Below are 15,518 nucleotides of genomic sequence, written 5' to 3'. Positions count from 1 at the left end.
AAATAGTATTTTCCCATACTCGTACTGAAACCTATAAGATTATGAATCTAAAACTACGCCTTTGTATTATCATTTTAATTATTTGCACTTCGCTTCAAGCCCAATCTGTTTTTGAAGATGTAGAAAACACTGTACAAGACCTAGTTTTTATTTCTGAAGGTTTTATTACACCCGGTGCAGAGGCAAGCTCATTTCAATCTTCTGCAGCTTGGGTAGATAATGCCCACTCATTAGGATTATTCGAAACCAAAATTTCTTTGCACTTTAACACGCTATTTACGCCCAGTAGTAAGCGTAGTTTTGAAGTCTCAAATTCAGATTTCAATAATTTTATCATTCGTAATGGTTCGAGCAGCGCTATCATACCGAGTGCATTAGGTGGTGAGACTTCAACCTTTTTTGATTTTACCATAGGCGATGAACCTAATGAATTACAAGCTTTTGAAGGCGTACAACAAAGTGTGCTTTTTCACCCCTTTCTACAGGCCTCTGTAGGCTTGTGGAAAAAGACAGAGGTTACCTTACGTTATTCCCCTAGAATACCCATTGAAGATGCGGCATATAATATTTATGGTATAGGCCTTAAACATAACCTCAATCAATACAGCTCTAAAGAAGAAAATCCAGAATCACTGCAGTATGCTATCGCTGCTTCATACGCTCGGTTTGACCTAAGCATCAAATTAGATGCCTTTACTATAGATAATCCAGATGACACAGAGACAACTACGCTTCTAGAAGTAGACGGTATGGAAATAGCTTCAAATTCGATGCTTTTTCAACTTATAACTTCTAAGAAACTTAAGCAATTTGAGTTTATGGGTAATCTGGGAATAACAGTGAGCGATTATGATTTTTCACTCAATGGTCAAGAAAGTCAGTTTTTATCAATTTTAAATCAGCTAGTAGAAAAAATTGATACGCAAAAAACCGCTATAAGAGGTGAGATTGGGGTGAGCTATCATTTCTCAAAATGGAGCTTATCTCACATCTTAACGGTAGGGAGATTTACAAATTCTAACCTAGCAGTTATGTACAGGTTGTAACTATCTTAAAGCTCTCATCTTATTCAACTAATATCGATAAAAAGTAAGTTATAATCGACAAAGTGTAGTTTTAAACAATCTGATTGATGTTTTATCGGCTCGTAATTTAAAGGTTCAAATAATATTTAAATTGCAGTAGTATATGATGAGTGTTTGACACTTTTCGCTATTTTCTTATAATTAGATGTAGGGGTTTAATTTTAAAGAATTTAGTCATACTTAAATCCTTGCTATCTTAATAGTGGGGATTTTTTTTGCAAATTCTTTTCTTACACAGAATGCACTTTATCGAGTGAAAATAAATTTAAAATCGATAAAAAGCAATAATTACAGATTAAATACACATATCTGTGCATCTAACTAAATTTACGTTTAACAAACAATCCTTTTTTTTAAGTCGCAGTACATTTACATCAGCGTAATCATACGTTGATTATTAAACTATTCTAAGTTGGGTATTTGAAATGGTTTAAAAAACAAGCAACATAATATTTTGATTCATTTGGATTGTGAATTCAGGCTTGTTATATCCCTGTCACTACTTGTAGCGACAGGGATTTTTTTTTGAATTCTCTTAAGACAGTTTTATCAAGATAGATTACATAAAAAGAGGGATATATCGTATTTTCGTAGCAGCCGTGAAAAGCTTTATAAATCAACATAAATATTAAAAATTATATCCAATGAAAGTTACCGTAGTAGGTGCTGGAGCCGTAGGTGCCAGCTGTGCAGAATATATCGCAATAAAAGATTTTGCTAGTGAAGTAGTATTAGTAGACATTAAAGAAGGTTTTGCCGAAGGTAAAGCAATGGATTTAATGCAAACTGCTTCTTTAAACGGTTTTGATACAAAAATCACAGGTACTACTGGTGATTACTCAAAAACTGCTGGTAGTGATATCGCGGTAATTACTTCTGGTATACCTCGTAAGCCAGGTATGACTCGTGAAGAACTTATAGGTATTAACGCAGGTATCGTAAAAAGTGTTGCCGCAAGTCTTGTAAAGGAGTCTCCTAACGTGATCCTTATCGTAGTATCTAATCCTATGGATACAATGACTTACCTAGCTCATAAAGTAACTGGACTTCCTAAAAACCGTATCATCGGTATGGGTGGTGCTCTTGATAGTGCACGTTTTAAGTACCGTCTTGCAGAAGCTCTAGAAGCTCCTATCTCAGATGTAGATGGTATGGTAATAGGTGGACACTCAGATAAAGGAATGGTACCACTTACACGTCTTGCAACTCGTAACAGTGTACCAGTATCAGAATTTATTTCTGACGATCGTCTTACTCAAGTAAAAGAAGATACCAAAGTAGGTGGAGCAACACTTACTAAACTTCTCGGAACTTCTGCTTGGTACGCACCAGGAGCAGCAGTATCAGGTCTTGTACAGGCTATTGCTTGTGACCAAAAGAAAATATTCCCTTGTTCTACACTACTAGATGGTGAGTACGGTCTTTCTGATCTTTGTATCGGTGTGCCAGTAGTACTAGGTAAAAACGGAATCGAAAAAATAGTAGAGATCAACCTTGACGATGCAGAAAAAGCACACCTTGCAGAAAGTGCAGAAGGCGTTAAGAAAACTAACGGATTATTAGAGCTATAATACAGCCTACATAACTCTATATAAAGAGCCTGTTACTTAAATGTAGCAGGTTTTTTTTACGCTTTCGCGAAAGCGGAATACTTAAAAACTAACAAAATAACACGTTACACCCCCTTTAAATATGCTAATAAGTAGTCTTTAAAACATTGGGTACTTAACCTGAGAATATTATATTTGTCTCCTGATGAATAAACATCAATTTGTGAGAAACAAGTGGTACTTATACACATTTATTATTGCCCTAGCTATTTTAGGAATAAGCTTGGAGCAAAATGCTGTACCTAACCAGGAGATTCTCATAAAATTTACTACTTCTCAAAACAGTGTGCATAACACTCAAGATGCCATTGCACTTGTAAAGAGCAAACTAGAAAATGTAGACGTAAGTAATATCAAAGTTGAAGAGCTTGCAGATGGAACGCTCAAACTCAGTTACTACAGTGATCTAGACGTATCTGAGATCCAAAAAATATTTAGCAAAGAAAATAGTAGTCAAGCTTATACAACTACTTCTGACGACTACCCTACTGGTGAGGCTCCTGCAGAGTACTACGAGCTGGACATCTATAAAATTCAGAATACTAGCGATTTTGATGGACCAGCTGGTCATATTGTTGAGCCTAAGTCTGAGACTACACGTGCTACAAGCTTTGACACCTATGCTGCTTTTAATAACCAGCAAGCAAGAGAAGAAAATAGTAATACACACACAACCTATACACTTTATAGGTACAATGCTATCGCATTAAAAAATATCCAGTACCGCATACCACAAGTACGTGCTGGACCTATTTCTTAACAACTTCACCTAGATATATACAGTCTAGCCAGTGGCTAGTTGTAATATCCACAACGCTGCTTCAATACCCAGAAGTGGCAATTATTATCAATTAATTATTTATCAACCTTCAGAGATTTTGGTTTACAGTAAAGCCACCTTTTCTGAACTCAAACAAAGTAAAATGCAAAACAAAGGACTCATTAGAGTTTTTGCGTTAATTTTTGGTCTGGTATGTTTATACCAACTATCATTTACGTATTTAACAAACAAAACAGAAGACGAAGCAAAGGCATATGCCGTTGCACAAGCGCCTACAGATGCAGATGCACAAGATCGCATAGAGCGCACGTACTTAGACAGCATAGGAGCAAATCCTATCTTTGCTGGCATCACTTATAATGATGCAAAAGAGAAAGAACTTAATAAAGGTCTGGATCTTAAAGGAGGTATCAACGTGATACTTCAGATATCTATACGTGATATCTTAGGTGGTCTTTCTAACAACAGTACAGACCCAGCTTTTATCGCAGCACTAGATGCTACAGATGAGGCGCAAAAAGATAGCCAAAACACTTACTTTGAAGATTTTGTAACAGAATTTGAAAAGCAGGGTGGGCAACTAGCTTCTCCAGACATCTTTGCAAATGTTGTTCTAGAGGACAAAGTAAACACAGGAATGAGCAACTCTGAAGTTGCTACAGTTCTTGAAGGTGAAATTAAAGAAACTATAGGCTCTGCTTTTGAAACGTTACGTAATCGTATTGATAAGTTTGGAGTTACACAACCTAACATACAGTCTCTAGGAGATAACGGGCGTATACTTGTTGAGCTTCCAGGAGCAAAGGATATTGACCGTGTGAGAGGTCTTCTTGAAAAGACAGCACAACTTGAGTTTTACACAACTCACTATGCTGGTGAAGCACTTAACTATCTTGTAGGAGCAAATGAAACATTAAGAACTCTTGTTGCTGCATCTGAGAAAAAAGAAGCAGCTGTTGCTCAAGACAGCACACTAGATGATAATGTATCTGACCTACTTAAAGATGTAGATGAAGAAGAAGAGGAGCAAGATTTTGGACCACTATTTAAAATCTTTAGTCCTAACCAGCAAGCTGTACAGTTTAGTCAAGTACCTACTGTAGGATTTGCGGCTGTAAAAGATACAGCAACAATAAACTCTTACTTAAGAAACCCAGCAGTTATCAAGCAGCGTCCAGCATCTTTACGTTATGCAAAGTTTGCTTGGGGTGTGCCAGAAGAAGGTGCAGACATCGTAGGACTTTATGCACTTGAGTCTAACAGACAGGGAGCACCATATATGGATGGTGACGTTGTAAACGACTCACGCCAGCAATTTACTCAAACACAACAACCATCTGTAGGTCTTGATTTTGAAGGACAAGGGGTTAACCAGTGGGCAAAACTTACTCGTGAGGTTGCTCAAAAAGGAAATGCTATTGCCATTGCACTAGATGGTAATGTATACTCTGCAGCAACAGCTCGTCAAGAGATTAAAGGAGGTAGCACAGAGATCTCTGGGAACTTTACAGTAGCAAGCGCACAAGATCTTGCAACAGTATTAAACGCAGGTAAACTTCCTGCATCTGCTAAGATTATTCAAGCAGAAGAAATAGGACCATCATTAGGTCAAGAGGCTATTAACTCTGGTATCTTATCATTCTTAATCGCACTTTCACTAGTACTTATCTGGATGGTATTTTACTACGGTAAAGCCGGAGGATTTGCAGATATCGCACTTGTAGTAAACATCATTTTCATCTTTGGAGTACTTGCAGGTCTTGGAGCTGTACTTACACTTCCTGGTATTGCGGGTATCGTACTTACTATAGGTATGTCTGTAGATGCAAACGTACTTATCTTTGAGCGTATTAAAGAAGAGATACGCAAAGGAAAGTCTCAAAAAGATGCTATTAAAGACGGTTTTAACAACGCACTTTCATCTATTCTTGATGCAAACATTACGACGTTCTTAACGGCACTTATCCTTTTCTTATTTGGAACAGGACCGGTACAAGGATTTGCAACTACGCTTATGATAGGTATTGCGACATCACTTTTCTGTGCAATCTTTATCACACGTCTATTTATAGATGGATACGGTAAAAACGGAAAGTCTCTAGAGTTTGCAACAGGTATGACTAAGAATCTATTTGTAAATAACAATGTAGACTTCTTAGGAAAACGTAAAATTGCTTACGCTATCTCTGGAGTACTTATCGTAGGAGGTCTTGCTGCTTTATTAACAGGAGGTCTTGACGCAGGTATTGACTTTGTAGGAGGTCGTACGTATACAGTACGTTTTGATCAACCTATGAATGCACAAGAAGTAGAAGATGCACTTGTTGCAGATTTTGGAAGTGCAGATGTAAAAACTTTTGGAGCAGATAATCAATTAAAGATTACTACAAAGTACCGTATCGATGAGACAGGTACAGATATTGATGCTCAGGTTGAGCAGCAACTATTTACATCACTTACACCATTCTTACCTAGCGGTATGAGCTATGCAGCTTTTGCAAAGTCTACAGATGATAAGCAGGTAGGTAAAATGGAATATTATATGGTAGGTCCTACTATTGCAGATGATATTAAGAAAGGAGCACTTTTTGCCGTAATCGGTTCATTAATTGTGGTATTCTTATACATCTTATTACGTTTCCGTAGATGGCAATTCTCTCTTGGAGCTGTAGCAGCAGTTTTCCACGATGTATTGTTAGTACTAGGTGTATTTGCAATATTCAAAAACATAATGCCATTTGATATGGAGGTAGATCAAAACTTTATTGCGGCTATTCTTACCGTAATTGGGTACTCTCTGAATGATACCGTGGTAGTTTTTGACCGTATACGTGAGTACATTAAAGAGCACGGTTCTACTAGAGGTTTTGGTAAATTAATTAACCAAGCACTTAACAGTACATTAAGCCGTACACTTAATACGTCTGTAACTACATTAATCGTACTTCTAGCGATCTTCTTCTTAGGAGCTCCATCTATTAGAGGATTAATGTTTGCACTTATTGTAGGTGTAATCGTAGGTACATATTCTTCACTATTTATCGCAACTCCTGTAATGTTTGACACAGTACAGAAGAAAGGATTAAAGGAAGAAAAAGAAGAGGAAGAAGTAGAAGCATAAGCTTCTAAGAAACTCAATAAATAAAAAATCCGCTACTGAGAAGTAGCGGATTTTTTTATGCGCTTTCGCAAAAATTAGCTGTTAGCTGTTAGCTGTTAGCTGTTAGCTGTTAGCTGTTAGCTGTTAGCGAATATAAAGTTGCTGGATAATGGATGGTGAAATTTTCAACAAAGTTGTACAGAAACTGTTGAGTTAACAACTTTATCATCTCCATAAAAGTATCACTAGCTTATAGCCTATCGCCTTAAGCTTAAAGCCTACTAAGGGATATTTAAGTATTTGTGCGTCTGTAAGCTCACCTTCCATTGTGGGTTTTTCATTACATAATCTACAATGAGTGGCACCATTTTATCACGCACAGACCATTCTGGTTGTAAGTACAAAATGCAGTCCTCCCCTACTTGTGCCGCGTGCTTCTCTGCAAAGTCAAAATCTGACTTATTAAAGATAATCACCTTCAGTTCGTTTGCTTTTTCTAGTACGGACTGCGTAGGTAGCATACGTTTTTTGGGAGAAAGACATATCCAGTCCCAATCACCAGAAAGCTGGTATGCACCAGAAGTCTCGATATGAGTTGTAAGTCCAAGTGACTTTAATTTCTTGGTAAGCGGGTTCATATCCCACATAAGCGGCTCACCACCAGTCACAACGATAGTATCTGAGTACTTTGCAGCATTTTCGGCAATGGTATTTGCATTTGTAGGAGGGTGTATTGCAGCATCCCAACTTTCCTTCACATCACACCAGTGACATCCCACGTCACAACCACCTACTCGTATAAAATAAGCTGCTGTTCCTTTATGGAATCCTTCTCCTTGTATGGTATAAAATTCCTCCATAAGCGGAAGCATCTCACCAAGGTCTATTTGTGCTTGTAATGAATCTAGGGCCTGTTTTGTCATAGCGTGCAAAGATAGATAATACTACTAGATTTAAAACTATTTACAATAACTGTCTACTTTACCTTAACATACGTGTAGCTATAGTTGGAGTTAATTACGCTTTCGCGAAAGCATAATCCCAATAATCATCGCTAGTAATGCTCCGCCACCTAGCACCGTAAAGCTCAGCTTGAGACTTGAAAAATCTGCCAAAAACCCCACCAATGGTGGACTCGCAAGAAACCCTATAAAACCAGCTCCCGCAACAAAAGAAATACCGTCTGCGCTGTTTACTCCTTTTGCCTTCCCTGCAAGTCTAAGCAACTCAGGAATAATCACAGAAAAGCCGAGCCCTATAATTGCAAAACCTACAAGAGTGACATAGGTACTAGCTGAGAGTACCGCTAGGTAGCCTACAACCGAAAGAAGAGCACCACCTATGATAATTTTGAGTGACCCAAAACGCTTACTCACCCCATCACCAAAGAAACGCCCTATCGCCATAAACAGTGAGAAAAGTAAAAATCCCATTCCTGCAGTTTTTTCTGTAGCTACTTGCACAATATCTTCTAGATATAGTTTACTCCACTGCTCAATAGCTCCTTCGCTGCCCATAATTATAAGAGCTATAATGGTAAGACCTAGCAGAGGTTTGAGTAAATTGAAATTAAGTGTCCCGTGACTGTCATCTATAGGTGTTCTATGTGTTAGATAACTTTTACAAAGCCACAAATTTGTGACAATGACCAGAATTGCAGATCCCATACCGTGATAAACAGGCACCTTAACAAGGTCTATTATAAAATAACCTATCACTGCGGCAATTGCTCCTCCTATAGAAAAGAAACCGTGAGAAGAACTCATAATATGCACATCATCTTCGGTTTCAATATCTGAGACGAGCGCATTCATTGCTATATCTGTAAAACAAGAAAATAGCCCTACAGAAAACAAGGAAACACACAGAAGTGCATAAGATGGCGCAAGTAATGGCATTAAAAACAATAGTGAGAAGATAATAATACCTGCTACTGTAGATGCCCCTACTCCCACTCGCTTTATAACTCGAGAGGCCACCGTGAGTGACACGAGACTTCCTAACCCCATACAGAATAAAGCTACACCTAGCTCACCATCATCTATTCCTAGCTTTTCTTTTACTCTCGGGATATAAAGCACCCAAGTACCTATCATAATATTGAGTGAAGCAAAAACCCAAGCGGGTGCAAAGTATCTTTTTCTAGATAGTATGAGAAACAGAGAGTTCATCTCTCAAAAGTAAATCATCTTATAACTCAAACCACAATAGCGCAAGAATTTGTACGCAAACGTTTTATAATAAAAAGGTCTCCCATATTGAGAGACCTTTTTATTATAGTATGTCAGTAATATTTACTCTTGAACTGTTACATTTTTCCATTTTCCACCACCAAAATAAAACCCTAAAGAGACACCAAAGTACCCATTCTTTACAGCACCAAACTCATTATTATTAAGGTCACGTAATTGACCTTCTGGCGCAAAATTATACTCTGCAGCAAGTCTAAACTTAAAGTAGTCAAAACCTACTCGCAACATCCCACCTAGACCATTATCGGTTTCAATATTATTTGCATCGTCATATTCATCAAAATCGGCAATAACGTTTGCACTAGAAACATATCCTATCCCAGCACCACCAAATACTGCAAAAGGTGACCCATCTTTATGGTAAAAGTAATAATCTATTGTACCTAAGTATGATCCATAAACAGTAACGACATCTGTTTCAAAAGCGTCAATTTCATTAGAAGGATTTGTTAACTCGGCAAGTGCCGCACCACCTATTCTAAAACCTACATTTATCTTTTCATCTATAGACCATTTAGGCTCCAGATTAAACAAAACACCATCTCCATATTCATTACCCGCAGCATAACCTAGGCGTATATCAAATCTAAATTTTTCTTTTTCTTGTGCAGTAACCTGTGTGTAGCAACCTGCAATTAGTAAAAGTAGTACAACTAGTTTTTTCATAAAGTTTATTATTAAATGGTCCACAAATATAAATAACATCCTCTCTCAACGTAAGAAAAACTCAGTTACATATTATAATTTAAATGTGCTGAACTTTTGCGCTGCTTCATAAGCTTGGTAAGGCATTTTCTCCCTTAAAATCATTATTTTTAGACAAGCAACAGTTCTTCAAGAAAACAGCATATATGGTGTATGAAAATAATCTCGCTTTCGCGAAAGCGCAAGACGAAAAAGATCCCCTTAAAGAGTACCGAAATCACTTCTACATACCCGTAGACAAAGAGGGTAACGAACTTATCTACCTCTGCGGAAACAGTCTAGGCTGTCAGCCAAAATCTGTCGCACAATACATCGAGCAAGAACTCAATGACTGGGCAGATCTGGGTGTTGAAGGGCATTTTAAAGAAGAAACTCCGTGGATGTCTTATCACGAGGAACTCGCAAAACCTATGGCACACATTGTAGGTGCAAAACCAAGCGAAGTAGTGATAATGAATACGCTCACGACAAACCTTCACTTAATGATGGTGTCGTTTTATAATCCTACGCCATCACGTCATAAAATTATTATAGAAAGTGATGCTTTTCCATCAGATAAGTATGCGGTAGAAAGTCAGATACACCAGCGTGGGTATGATCCAGAGACGAGCCTTATACTATGGCAACCTCGAGAAGGAGAAGAATTATGCCGTTATGAAGACCTAGAAACACTTGTAAAAGAACACGGCGACAGCGTTGCGCTTCTTTTAATTGGTAACACAAACTATTATTCTGGACAGTGCTACCCTATTAAAAAAATCACTGATTTAGGTCACAACAACGGCAGCAAAGTAGGCTTTGACCTTGCACACGGCGTGGGTAATATTATGCCAGACTTACACGAGAGCGGTGCAGATTTTGCCGTGTGGTGCACGTATAAATACCTCAACAGCGGCCCAGGAAGTCTAGGGGGATGCTTTGTACACGAGCGCCATCATACAGATAAAAACATACAGCGCTTTACAGGCTGGTGGGGACAAAACAAAGACACACGCTTTAATATGCGTAAAGGCTTTGACCCAATCCCTACTGCCGAAGGTTGGCAATTATCAAATCCTCCTATCCTTAGTATGGCAGCAGTAAAGGCGAGCTTAGATATTTTTGAGGAAGCTGGTATGAGCAACATACGCGCAAAATCTGAAAAACTCACAGGCTATCTAGAGTTCTTAGTAAACGAACTCAACAATGAGCACATCGCTATCATCACACCAAGCGATTCATCGCAACGTGGGTGTCAACTAAGTATTCAAGTAAAAAATGCCGACAAAAGTTTACACAAAAAACTCACCGAAGCAGGAGTCATCTCAGACTGGCGTGAGCCAGATGTAATACGCGTGGCTCCAGCACCGCTCTACAATAATTTTGAAGATGTTTATGAAATGGTAGAACGACTTAAGAAGATACTCTAATGTACATTCCTGATATTTATAAAAACGAAGACCCAGAGGAGATACGCAGTTTCTTAAAAGAAAATGCTTTTGGGATTCTTGTCACAAATCTTGACGGAAAATCGTGTGCGACACATATCCCTCTAGAATTATCAAAACGCCCAGACGGCACCGAAATCATACACGCACACATCTCAAAAATGAATGAGCAAGTTGCTCATCTCAACAATGGCGCAGAGGCGCTCTGTATTTTTAATGGACCTCACAGTTATATTTCGGCTAGTTGGTACGATTTTGAAGAAGTATCCACCTGGAACTATACGGCCGTACAAGTGAGAGGTAATGTAAGTTTACTAGATAAGGAAGGCACTTATAAATCCATCAAAGCATTGATGGATAAGTATGAAGCTCCGCAAAAAAATCCTATCGATATGGATGCGCTTTCTGAAAAAACATTGCGACAAATAAACGGCGTCGTGGCATTTGAGATTGAAATTACGAGCATTGAAGCTGTAAAAAAGATGTCACAAAACAGAAACGATAAAAATCACGCTGCTGTAGTATCTAGCTTACGCGAAAATGGAACTCCAAACGACAAAGCCGTCGCAGATGAAATGGAGTGCTTGAGAAATAAATAAAATTCAAACAGTACTAACTGAGAAATCGCGCTAGTACTCACAATATTATATGGCAAAACAAGAACACATACTCATTATAGGCGCAGGCCTTTGCGGTTCGCTTCTAGCATTACGTATGGCACAACGTGGTTATAAAATCACCTTGATGGAAAAGCGTCCAGACCTAAGAGCCGTACATCAAGATGCTGGAAGAAGTATCAACCTCGCTTTATCAGACAGAGGTTTAAAAGGAATACGCCTTGTAGGCCTAGAAGATCGAGTAAAAGATTTGTGCATCCCTATGAATGGAAGAATGTTGCACGACAAAGAAAGTAACACGCTTTTTAGTCCGTATTCTGGACGTACAGATGAGTATATAAATTCTATCTCACGTACAGACCTCAACATTATGCTACTCAATGCGGCAGATGAGTATGATACCTTACAAGTACACTTCAACCAGGCGTGCACAAACGTTGATCTTAAAAATGCTACGGCAACCTTTACAGATTATCACACAAAAGAAGAGCAAACCATCACTGCAGATATTATTCTAGGAGCAGATGGTGCAGGATCTGCAGTGCGTAAGAGTATGTATATGAGTCGCGACTTTTTATTCAGCTTCTCGCAAGATTACTTAGGTCACGGTTATAAGGAACTTACCTTCCCTCCTGCCGAAAATGGCGGATACCGCACCGAAAAAAATGCCTTACACATCTGGCCACGTGGTCGAGATATGATCATTGCTTTGCCTAACCTAGATGGGAGTTTTACCGTAACGCTATTTATAGATTATAAAGATGCACCAGATAGTTTTGCATCACTAGACAGCCCAGCTGCAATTACAGAATTCTTTACAAGACAGTTTCCAGACGCTATCCCTATGATGCCAGAACTGGTAAAAGAATATGAAGAAAATCCTGTAGGGCCGCTAGGCACTATAAAATGCCACCCGTGGAGTGCTTTTGGAAAAACGTGCATTCTAGGAGATGCGGCACACGCCATTGTTCCATTTTATGGGCAAGGGATGAATGCTAGTTTTGAAGATGTGGTAGTTTTTGACGAGATGCTAGATGCATTTAGTGATCAAGGATGGGAGAAGGTTTTCAAAGAATTTGAAAAAACCAGAAAACCAGATACAGATGCCATTGCAAACCTGGCAGTAGATAACTTTCACGAGATGAAAGAACACACGGCTCACCCTATGTTTCAAGAAAAGAGAAAGCTCGAAACACAATTTGAGAAAGAATTTCCTACGGAGTATTACTCAAAATATAGTTTAGTAACTTTTAACGAGGCGATAGGATATAAAGAGGCAATGACGCGCGGTAGAGCACAAAACAAGGCTATTTTAAACCTACTGGATGACGGATTGCTACCAGATTCTCTTTCGCTTAAAGCGAAATTAAAAAAAGTACAACAGGCTACAGAAGACATCTTGCACGACGATGCCATAGCCGGAAATATATAACAAAATCATATACCTATGAGTGATAAAGATTTAGACCTACGTTTACAAGGCGATCCTTTTAATGAAAAGAAAGTGACACCTAGAGGAGCTTATCCTCATATTAAAAGAGCTGGAGACTTTCTATTTGTCTCGGGCACTAGCAGCCGCAAGGCAGACAATACCTTTGCCGGCGTGCACGTGATAGACGAGATGGGCACAATGCACCTTGATATCAAAGAGCAAACCACAGCCGTACTAGAAAACATAAAGAAAACACTCGCCACGGCAGATGCAACGATGGAAGATGTGGTAGATGTAACGTCATTCCTTGTAAATATGAATGATTTTGGCGGTTACAACGAAGCCTACGGAGCGTTTTTTAATAAAGAAACCGGCCCTGCAAGAACCACCGTAGCCGTACACCAGCTACCACATCCGCATCTGGTGGTTGAGATTAAGGTGATGGCTTATAAGCCGATTGAAAAATAGAAGCAATGTCCCTTCGAGCGTAGTCGAGAAGATGTCCGTTCGAGCGCAGTCGAGAAGATGTCCGTTCGAGCGCAGTCGAGAACTCAATGAACCTAACCTAATGAAAACCTATTACGTCTATATGCTCAAATGCAATGACAACCTGATTTACACAGGTGTTACAAATGATATAGCGAGACGTTATGAAGAACATCAACAAGGACGAAATAAGAGTAGCTTCACCTACAAGCGTCGCCCAGATATATTGATTTGGCACGAAGTGTTTAATGATATAGAGCAAGCAATTGCCTTTGAAAAGAAGCTCAAAAAATGGAGTTCAAAAAAGAAATTGGCTCTCGCATCTGAAGATTACGATATGATTCAGGCTTTAGCGGAAGGTAGGAATGCAAGTCATTTTAAATATAATCCTGACAGATAGTTCTCGACTGCGCTCGAACTGACAAAAGAAATTCAGAGCCAGAACAAGAATTAGTTCTCGACTGCGCTCGAACTGACAAAGAAAACTCGACTGCGCTCGAACTGACAGGAGAAAAATGTAGAGATCGAACTGATAAAAGAAGATAATGAACATCAAAAACTACATAAACGGCAACTACACAAACCCAGCATCAAATGATTGGTTAGATAATTATGAGCCAGCTTCTGGTAAGGTATATGGGCAGATTCCTAATAGTAGTGCGCAAGATATTGAGGAGGCTACCGCTTTCGCGAAAGCGGCATTCCCGCATTGGTCCGGCACCACACTTGATGAGCGCAGTCGCATCTTGATGAACATTGCAAGTGGCATTGAAGCTAGACTTGAAGAACTTGCTCAAGCCGAAAGTCGGGATAATGGGAAACCAGTGTCACTAGCAATGGCTGTAGACATCCCGAGGGCGGCGAGTAACTTTCGATTTTTTGCAAATGCTATTACTCAGTTTTCGGCAGAGAGTCACGAGAGTGTGGGGCTGAACGCAATGAATTTTACCCTGCGTAAACCCATAGGCGTTGTAGGGTGCATAAGTCCGTGGAATTTACCGCTATATCTCTTTACCTGGAAAATCGCTCCGGCATTAGCCGCTGGTAATTGTGTGATTGCAAAACCTAGTGAAGTCACTCCTATGACGGCTTACCTTCTAGGTGAGATTTGTACAGAGGCTGGACTTCCTCCAGGTGTTCTCAATATTGTACACGGGCTGGGGCACACAACGGGACAAGCTATTTTAGAACATAAAGATATCAAGGCGATAAGTTTTACGGGAGGTACAAAAACGGGAGCGCATCTCGCAAAGACGTGTGCACCTATGTTTAAAAAACTCTCGCTAGAACTAGGTGGCAAAAACCCAAACCTCATTTTTGCCGATTGTAATTATGAGGATATGCTTGCTACAACCGTAAGAAGCTCCTTTGCAAATCAAGGGCAAATTTGCCTCTGTGGAAGTCGCATTTTTGTAGAGCGATCTATTTATGACCGATTTAAAAGTGATTTCATTTCAAAAGTCAAGGAGTTAGTTGTGGGTCATCCATCACAAGAGAAAACAAACCTAGGAGCACTCGTTTCAAAATCACATCTTGAGAAAGTAGAAGACTACATTAATAACGCACAGGCTTACGGAGGCACTGTTCTTTATGGTGGTAAACGAGTATCCGTTGCAGGATATGAGAATGGCTATTACTTAGAACCTACGGTTATTGAGGTGGACAGTAATGACTGCAAACTTAACCAAGAAGAGATTTTTGGACCAGTAGTCACTATAATGCCTTTTGACACCGAAGAAGAAGCCCTTGCACTAGCAAACGGAACAAAATACGGACTCTCTGCAACGGTTTGGACTCAGCAACTTGACAGAACAATGCGTTTAAGCAATGCACTTGAATCTGGTATTGTCTGGGTGAATACGTGGATGAATAGAGATTTGCGCACACCCTTTGGCGGAGTCAAAGCAAGCGGAGTAGGTCGTGAAGGCGGCTTTGAAGCGCTCCGTTTTTTTACCGAAGCAAAGAATGTTTGTATAAAATATAATTAGGAAATAATAAGAGCGCGAGTGACTAAGATTACTTC

The 15,518-nt window shown here is 39.3% G+C and carries 13 protein-coding genes; 10 read left to right on the top strand and 3 right to left on the bottom strand.

Annotated elements, in window-relative coordinates; all coding sequences use genetic code 11:
- Positions 1-41: 41 nt before the first annotated feature.
- From I597_RS06900 to secDF, 4 genes are all read left to right on the top strand, one after another.
- Positions 42-1,046, top strand: a complete 1,005-nt coding sequence (locus I597_RS06900; RefSeq protein ID WP_035327768.1) for a DUF6588 family protein — start codon at positions 42-44, stop codon at positions 1,044-1,046.
- Between the two features lie 683 nt (positions 1,047-1,729).
- Positions 1,730-2,656 (top strand): malate dehydrogenase, encoded by a 927-nt coding sequence (mdh, locus tag I597_RS06895; protein ID WP_035327767.1) that lies wholly within the window; start codon positions 1,730-1,732, stop codon positions 2,654-2,656.
- A gap of 202 nt (positions 2,657-2,858) precedes the next feature.
- A complete protein-coding gene (locus I597_RS06890; protein ID WP_035327763.1) occupies positions 2,859-3,455 on the top strand; it encodes a hypothetical protein in 597 nt (198 codons plus the stop codon).
- Positions 3,456-3,618: 163 nt separating this feature from the next.
- On the top strand, positions 3,619-6,597 hold the full coding sequence (secDF, locus tag I597_RS06885) for a protein translocase subunit SecDF (protein ID WP_035327760.1): 2,979 nt from the start codon (positions 3,619-3,621) through the stop codon (positions 6,595-6,597).
- Positions 6,598-6,857: 260 nt separating this feature from the next.
- On the opposite strand, the gene I597_RS06880 is transcribed toward secDF, so the two are convergent.
- The 3 genes from I597_RS06880 to I597_RS06870 form a co-directional block, all read right to left on the bottom strand.
- Positions 6,858-7,499: a 7-carboxy-7-deazaguanine synthase QueE gene (locus I597_RS06880; protein ID WP_035327757.1), complete on the bottom strand. Its 642-nt coding sequence runs from the start codon at positions 7,497-7,499 to the stop codon at positions 6,858-6,860.
- Between the two features lie 90 nt (positions 7,500-7,589).
- A complete protein-coding gene (locus tag I597_RS06875; protein ID WP_035327754.1) occupies positions 7,590-8,747 on the bottom strand; it encodes an MFS transporter in 1,158 nt (385 codons plus the stop codon).
- Positions 8,748-8,870: 123 nt separating this feature from the next.
- On the bottom strand, positions 8,871-9,494 hold the full coding sequence (locus tag I597_RS06870; RefSeq protein ID WP_035327752.1) for a hypothetical protein: 624 nt from the start codon (positions 9,492-9,494) through the stop codon (positions 8,871-8,873).
- 185 nt (positions 9,495-9,679) lie between these two features.
- Between I597_RS06870 and kynU the strand changes: the two genes are divergently transcribed.
- The 6 genes from kynU (at position 9,680) to I597_RS06840 (ending at position 15,483) form a co-directional block, all read left to right on the top strand.
- Positions 9,680-10,942, top strand: a complete 1,263-nt coding sequence (kynU, locus tag I597_RS06865; protein ID WP_035327749.1) for a kynureninase — start codon at positions 9,680-9,682, stop codon at positions 10,940-10,942.
- A complete protein-coding gene (locus tag I597_RS06860) occupies positions 10,942-11,559 on the top strand; it encodes an FMN-binding negative transcriptional regulator (protein ID WP_035327748.1) in 618 nt (205 codons plus the stop codon). The genes kynU and I597_RS06860 overlap by 1 nt, the downstream gene beginning before the upstream one ends.
- 49 nt (positions 11,560-11,608) lie before the next feature.
- On the top strand, positions 11,609-13,009 hold the full coding sequence (locus I597_RS06855; RefSeq protein ID WP_035327745.1) for an FAD-dependent oxidoreductase: 1,401 nt from the start codon (positions 11,609-11,611) through the stop codon (positions 13,007-13,009).
- Between the two features lie 15 nt (positions 13,010-13,024).
- Positions 13,025-13,477 carry a RidA family protein gene (locus tag I597_RS06850; protein ID WP_035327742.1) on the top strand — a complete coding sequence of 151 codons (453 nt, stop codon included), beginning with the start codon at positions 13,025-13,027 and terminating at the stop codon, positions 13,475-13,477.
- Positions 13,478-13,577: 100 nt separating this feature from the next.
- Positions 13,578-13,895, top strand: a complete 318-nt coding sequence (locus I597_RS06845; protein ID WP_035329061.1) for a GIY-YIG nuclease family protein — start codon at positions 13,578-13,580, stop codon at positions 13,893-13,895.
- A gap of 145 nt (positions 13,896-14,040) precedes the next feature.
- On the top strand, positions 14,041-15,483 hold the full coding sequence (locus I597_RS06840; RefSeq protein ID WP_035327740.1) for an aldehyde dehydrogenase: 1,443 nt from the start codon (positions 14,041-14,043) through the stop codon (positions 15,481-15,483).
- The last annotated feature ends 35 nt before the right edge of the window (positions 15,484-15,518 follow it).

The sequence above is a fragment of the Dokdonia donghaensis DSW-1 genome, from assembly GCF_001653755.1.
Lineage (GTDB): Bacteria > Bacteroidota > Bacteroidia > Flavobacteriales > Flavobacteriaceae > Dokdonia > Dokdonia donghaensis.
Note: the sequence above shows the minus strand (reverse complement) of the source record. Positions and strands in the feature narration are given on the sequence as shown.

Bases quoted from the DNA above. Each gene is read 5' to 3' on its own strand.
- I597_RS06880 (WP_035327757.1), bottom strand. From the start codon at position 7,499: ATGACAAAACAGGCCCTAGATTCATTACAAGCACAAATAGACCTTGGT.
- I597_RS06840 (WP_035327740.1), top strand. From the start codon at position 14,041: ATGAACATCAAAAACTACATAAACGGCAACTACACAAACCCAGCATCA.
- I597_RS06845 (WP_035329061.1), top strand. From the start codon at position 13,578: ATGAAAACCTATTACGTCTATATGCTCAAATGCAATGACAACCTGATT.
- I597_RS06850 (WP_035327742.1), top strand. From the start codon at position 13,025: ATGAGTGATAAAGATTTAGACCTACGTTTACAAGGCGATCCTTTTAAT.
- I597_RS06875 (WP_035327754.1), bottom strand. From the start codon at position 8,747: ATGAACTCTCTGTTTCTCATACTATCTAGAAAAAGATACTTTGCACCC.
- I597_RS06900 (WP_035327768.1), top strand. From the start codon at position 42: ATGAATCTAAAACTACGCCTTTGTATTATCATTTTAATTATTTGCACT.
- I597_RS06855 (WP_035327745.1), top strand. From the start codon at position 11,609: ATGGCAAAACAAGAACACATACTCATTATAGGCGCAGGCCTTTGCGGT.
- mdh (WP_035327767.1), top strand. From the start codon at position 1,730: ATGAAAGTTACCGTAGTAGGTGCTGGAGCCGTAGGTGCCAGCTGTGCA.
- secDF (WP_035327760.1), top strand. From the start codon at position 3,619: ATGCAAAACAAAGGACTCATTAGAGTTTTTGCGTTAATTTTTGGTCTG.
- I597_RS06870 (WP_035327752.1), bottom strand. From the start codon at position 9,494: ATGAAAAAACTAGTTGTACTACTTTTACTAATTGCAGGTTGCTACACA.
- kynU (WP_035327749.1), top strand. From the start codon at position 9,680: ATGGTGTATGAAAATAATCTCGCTTTCGCGAAAGCGCAAGACGAAAAA.
- I597_RS06860 (WP_035327748.1), top strand. From the start codon at position 10,942: ATGTACATTCCTGATATTTATAAAAACGAAGACCCAGAGGAGATACGC.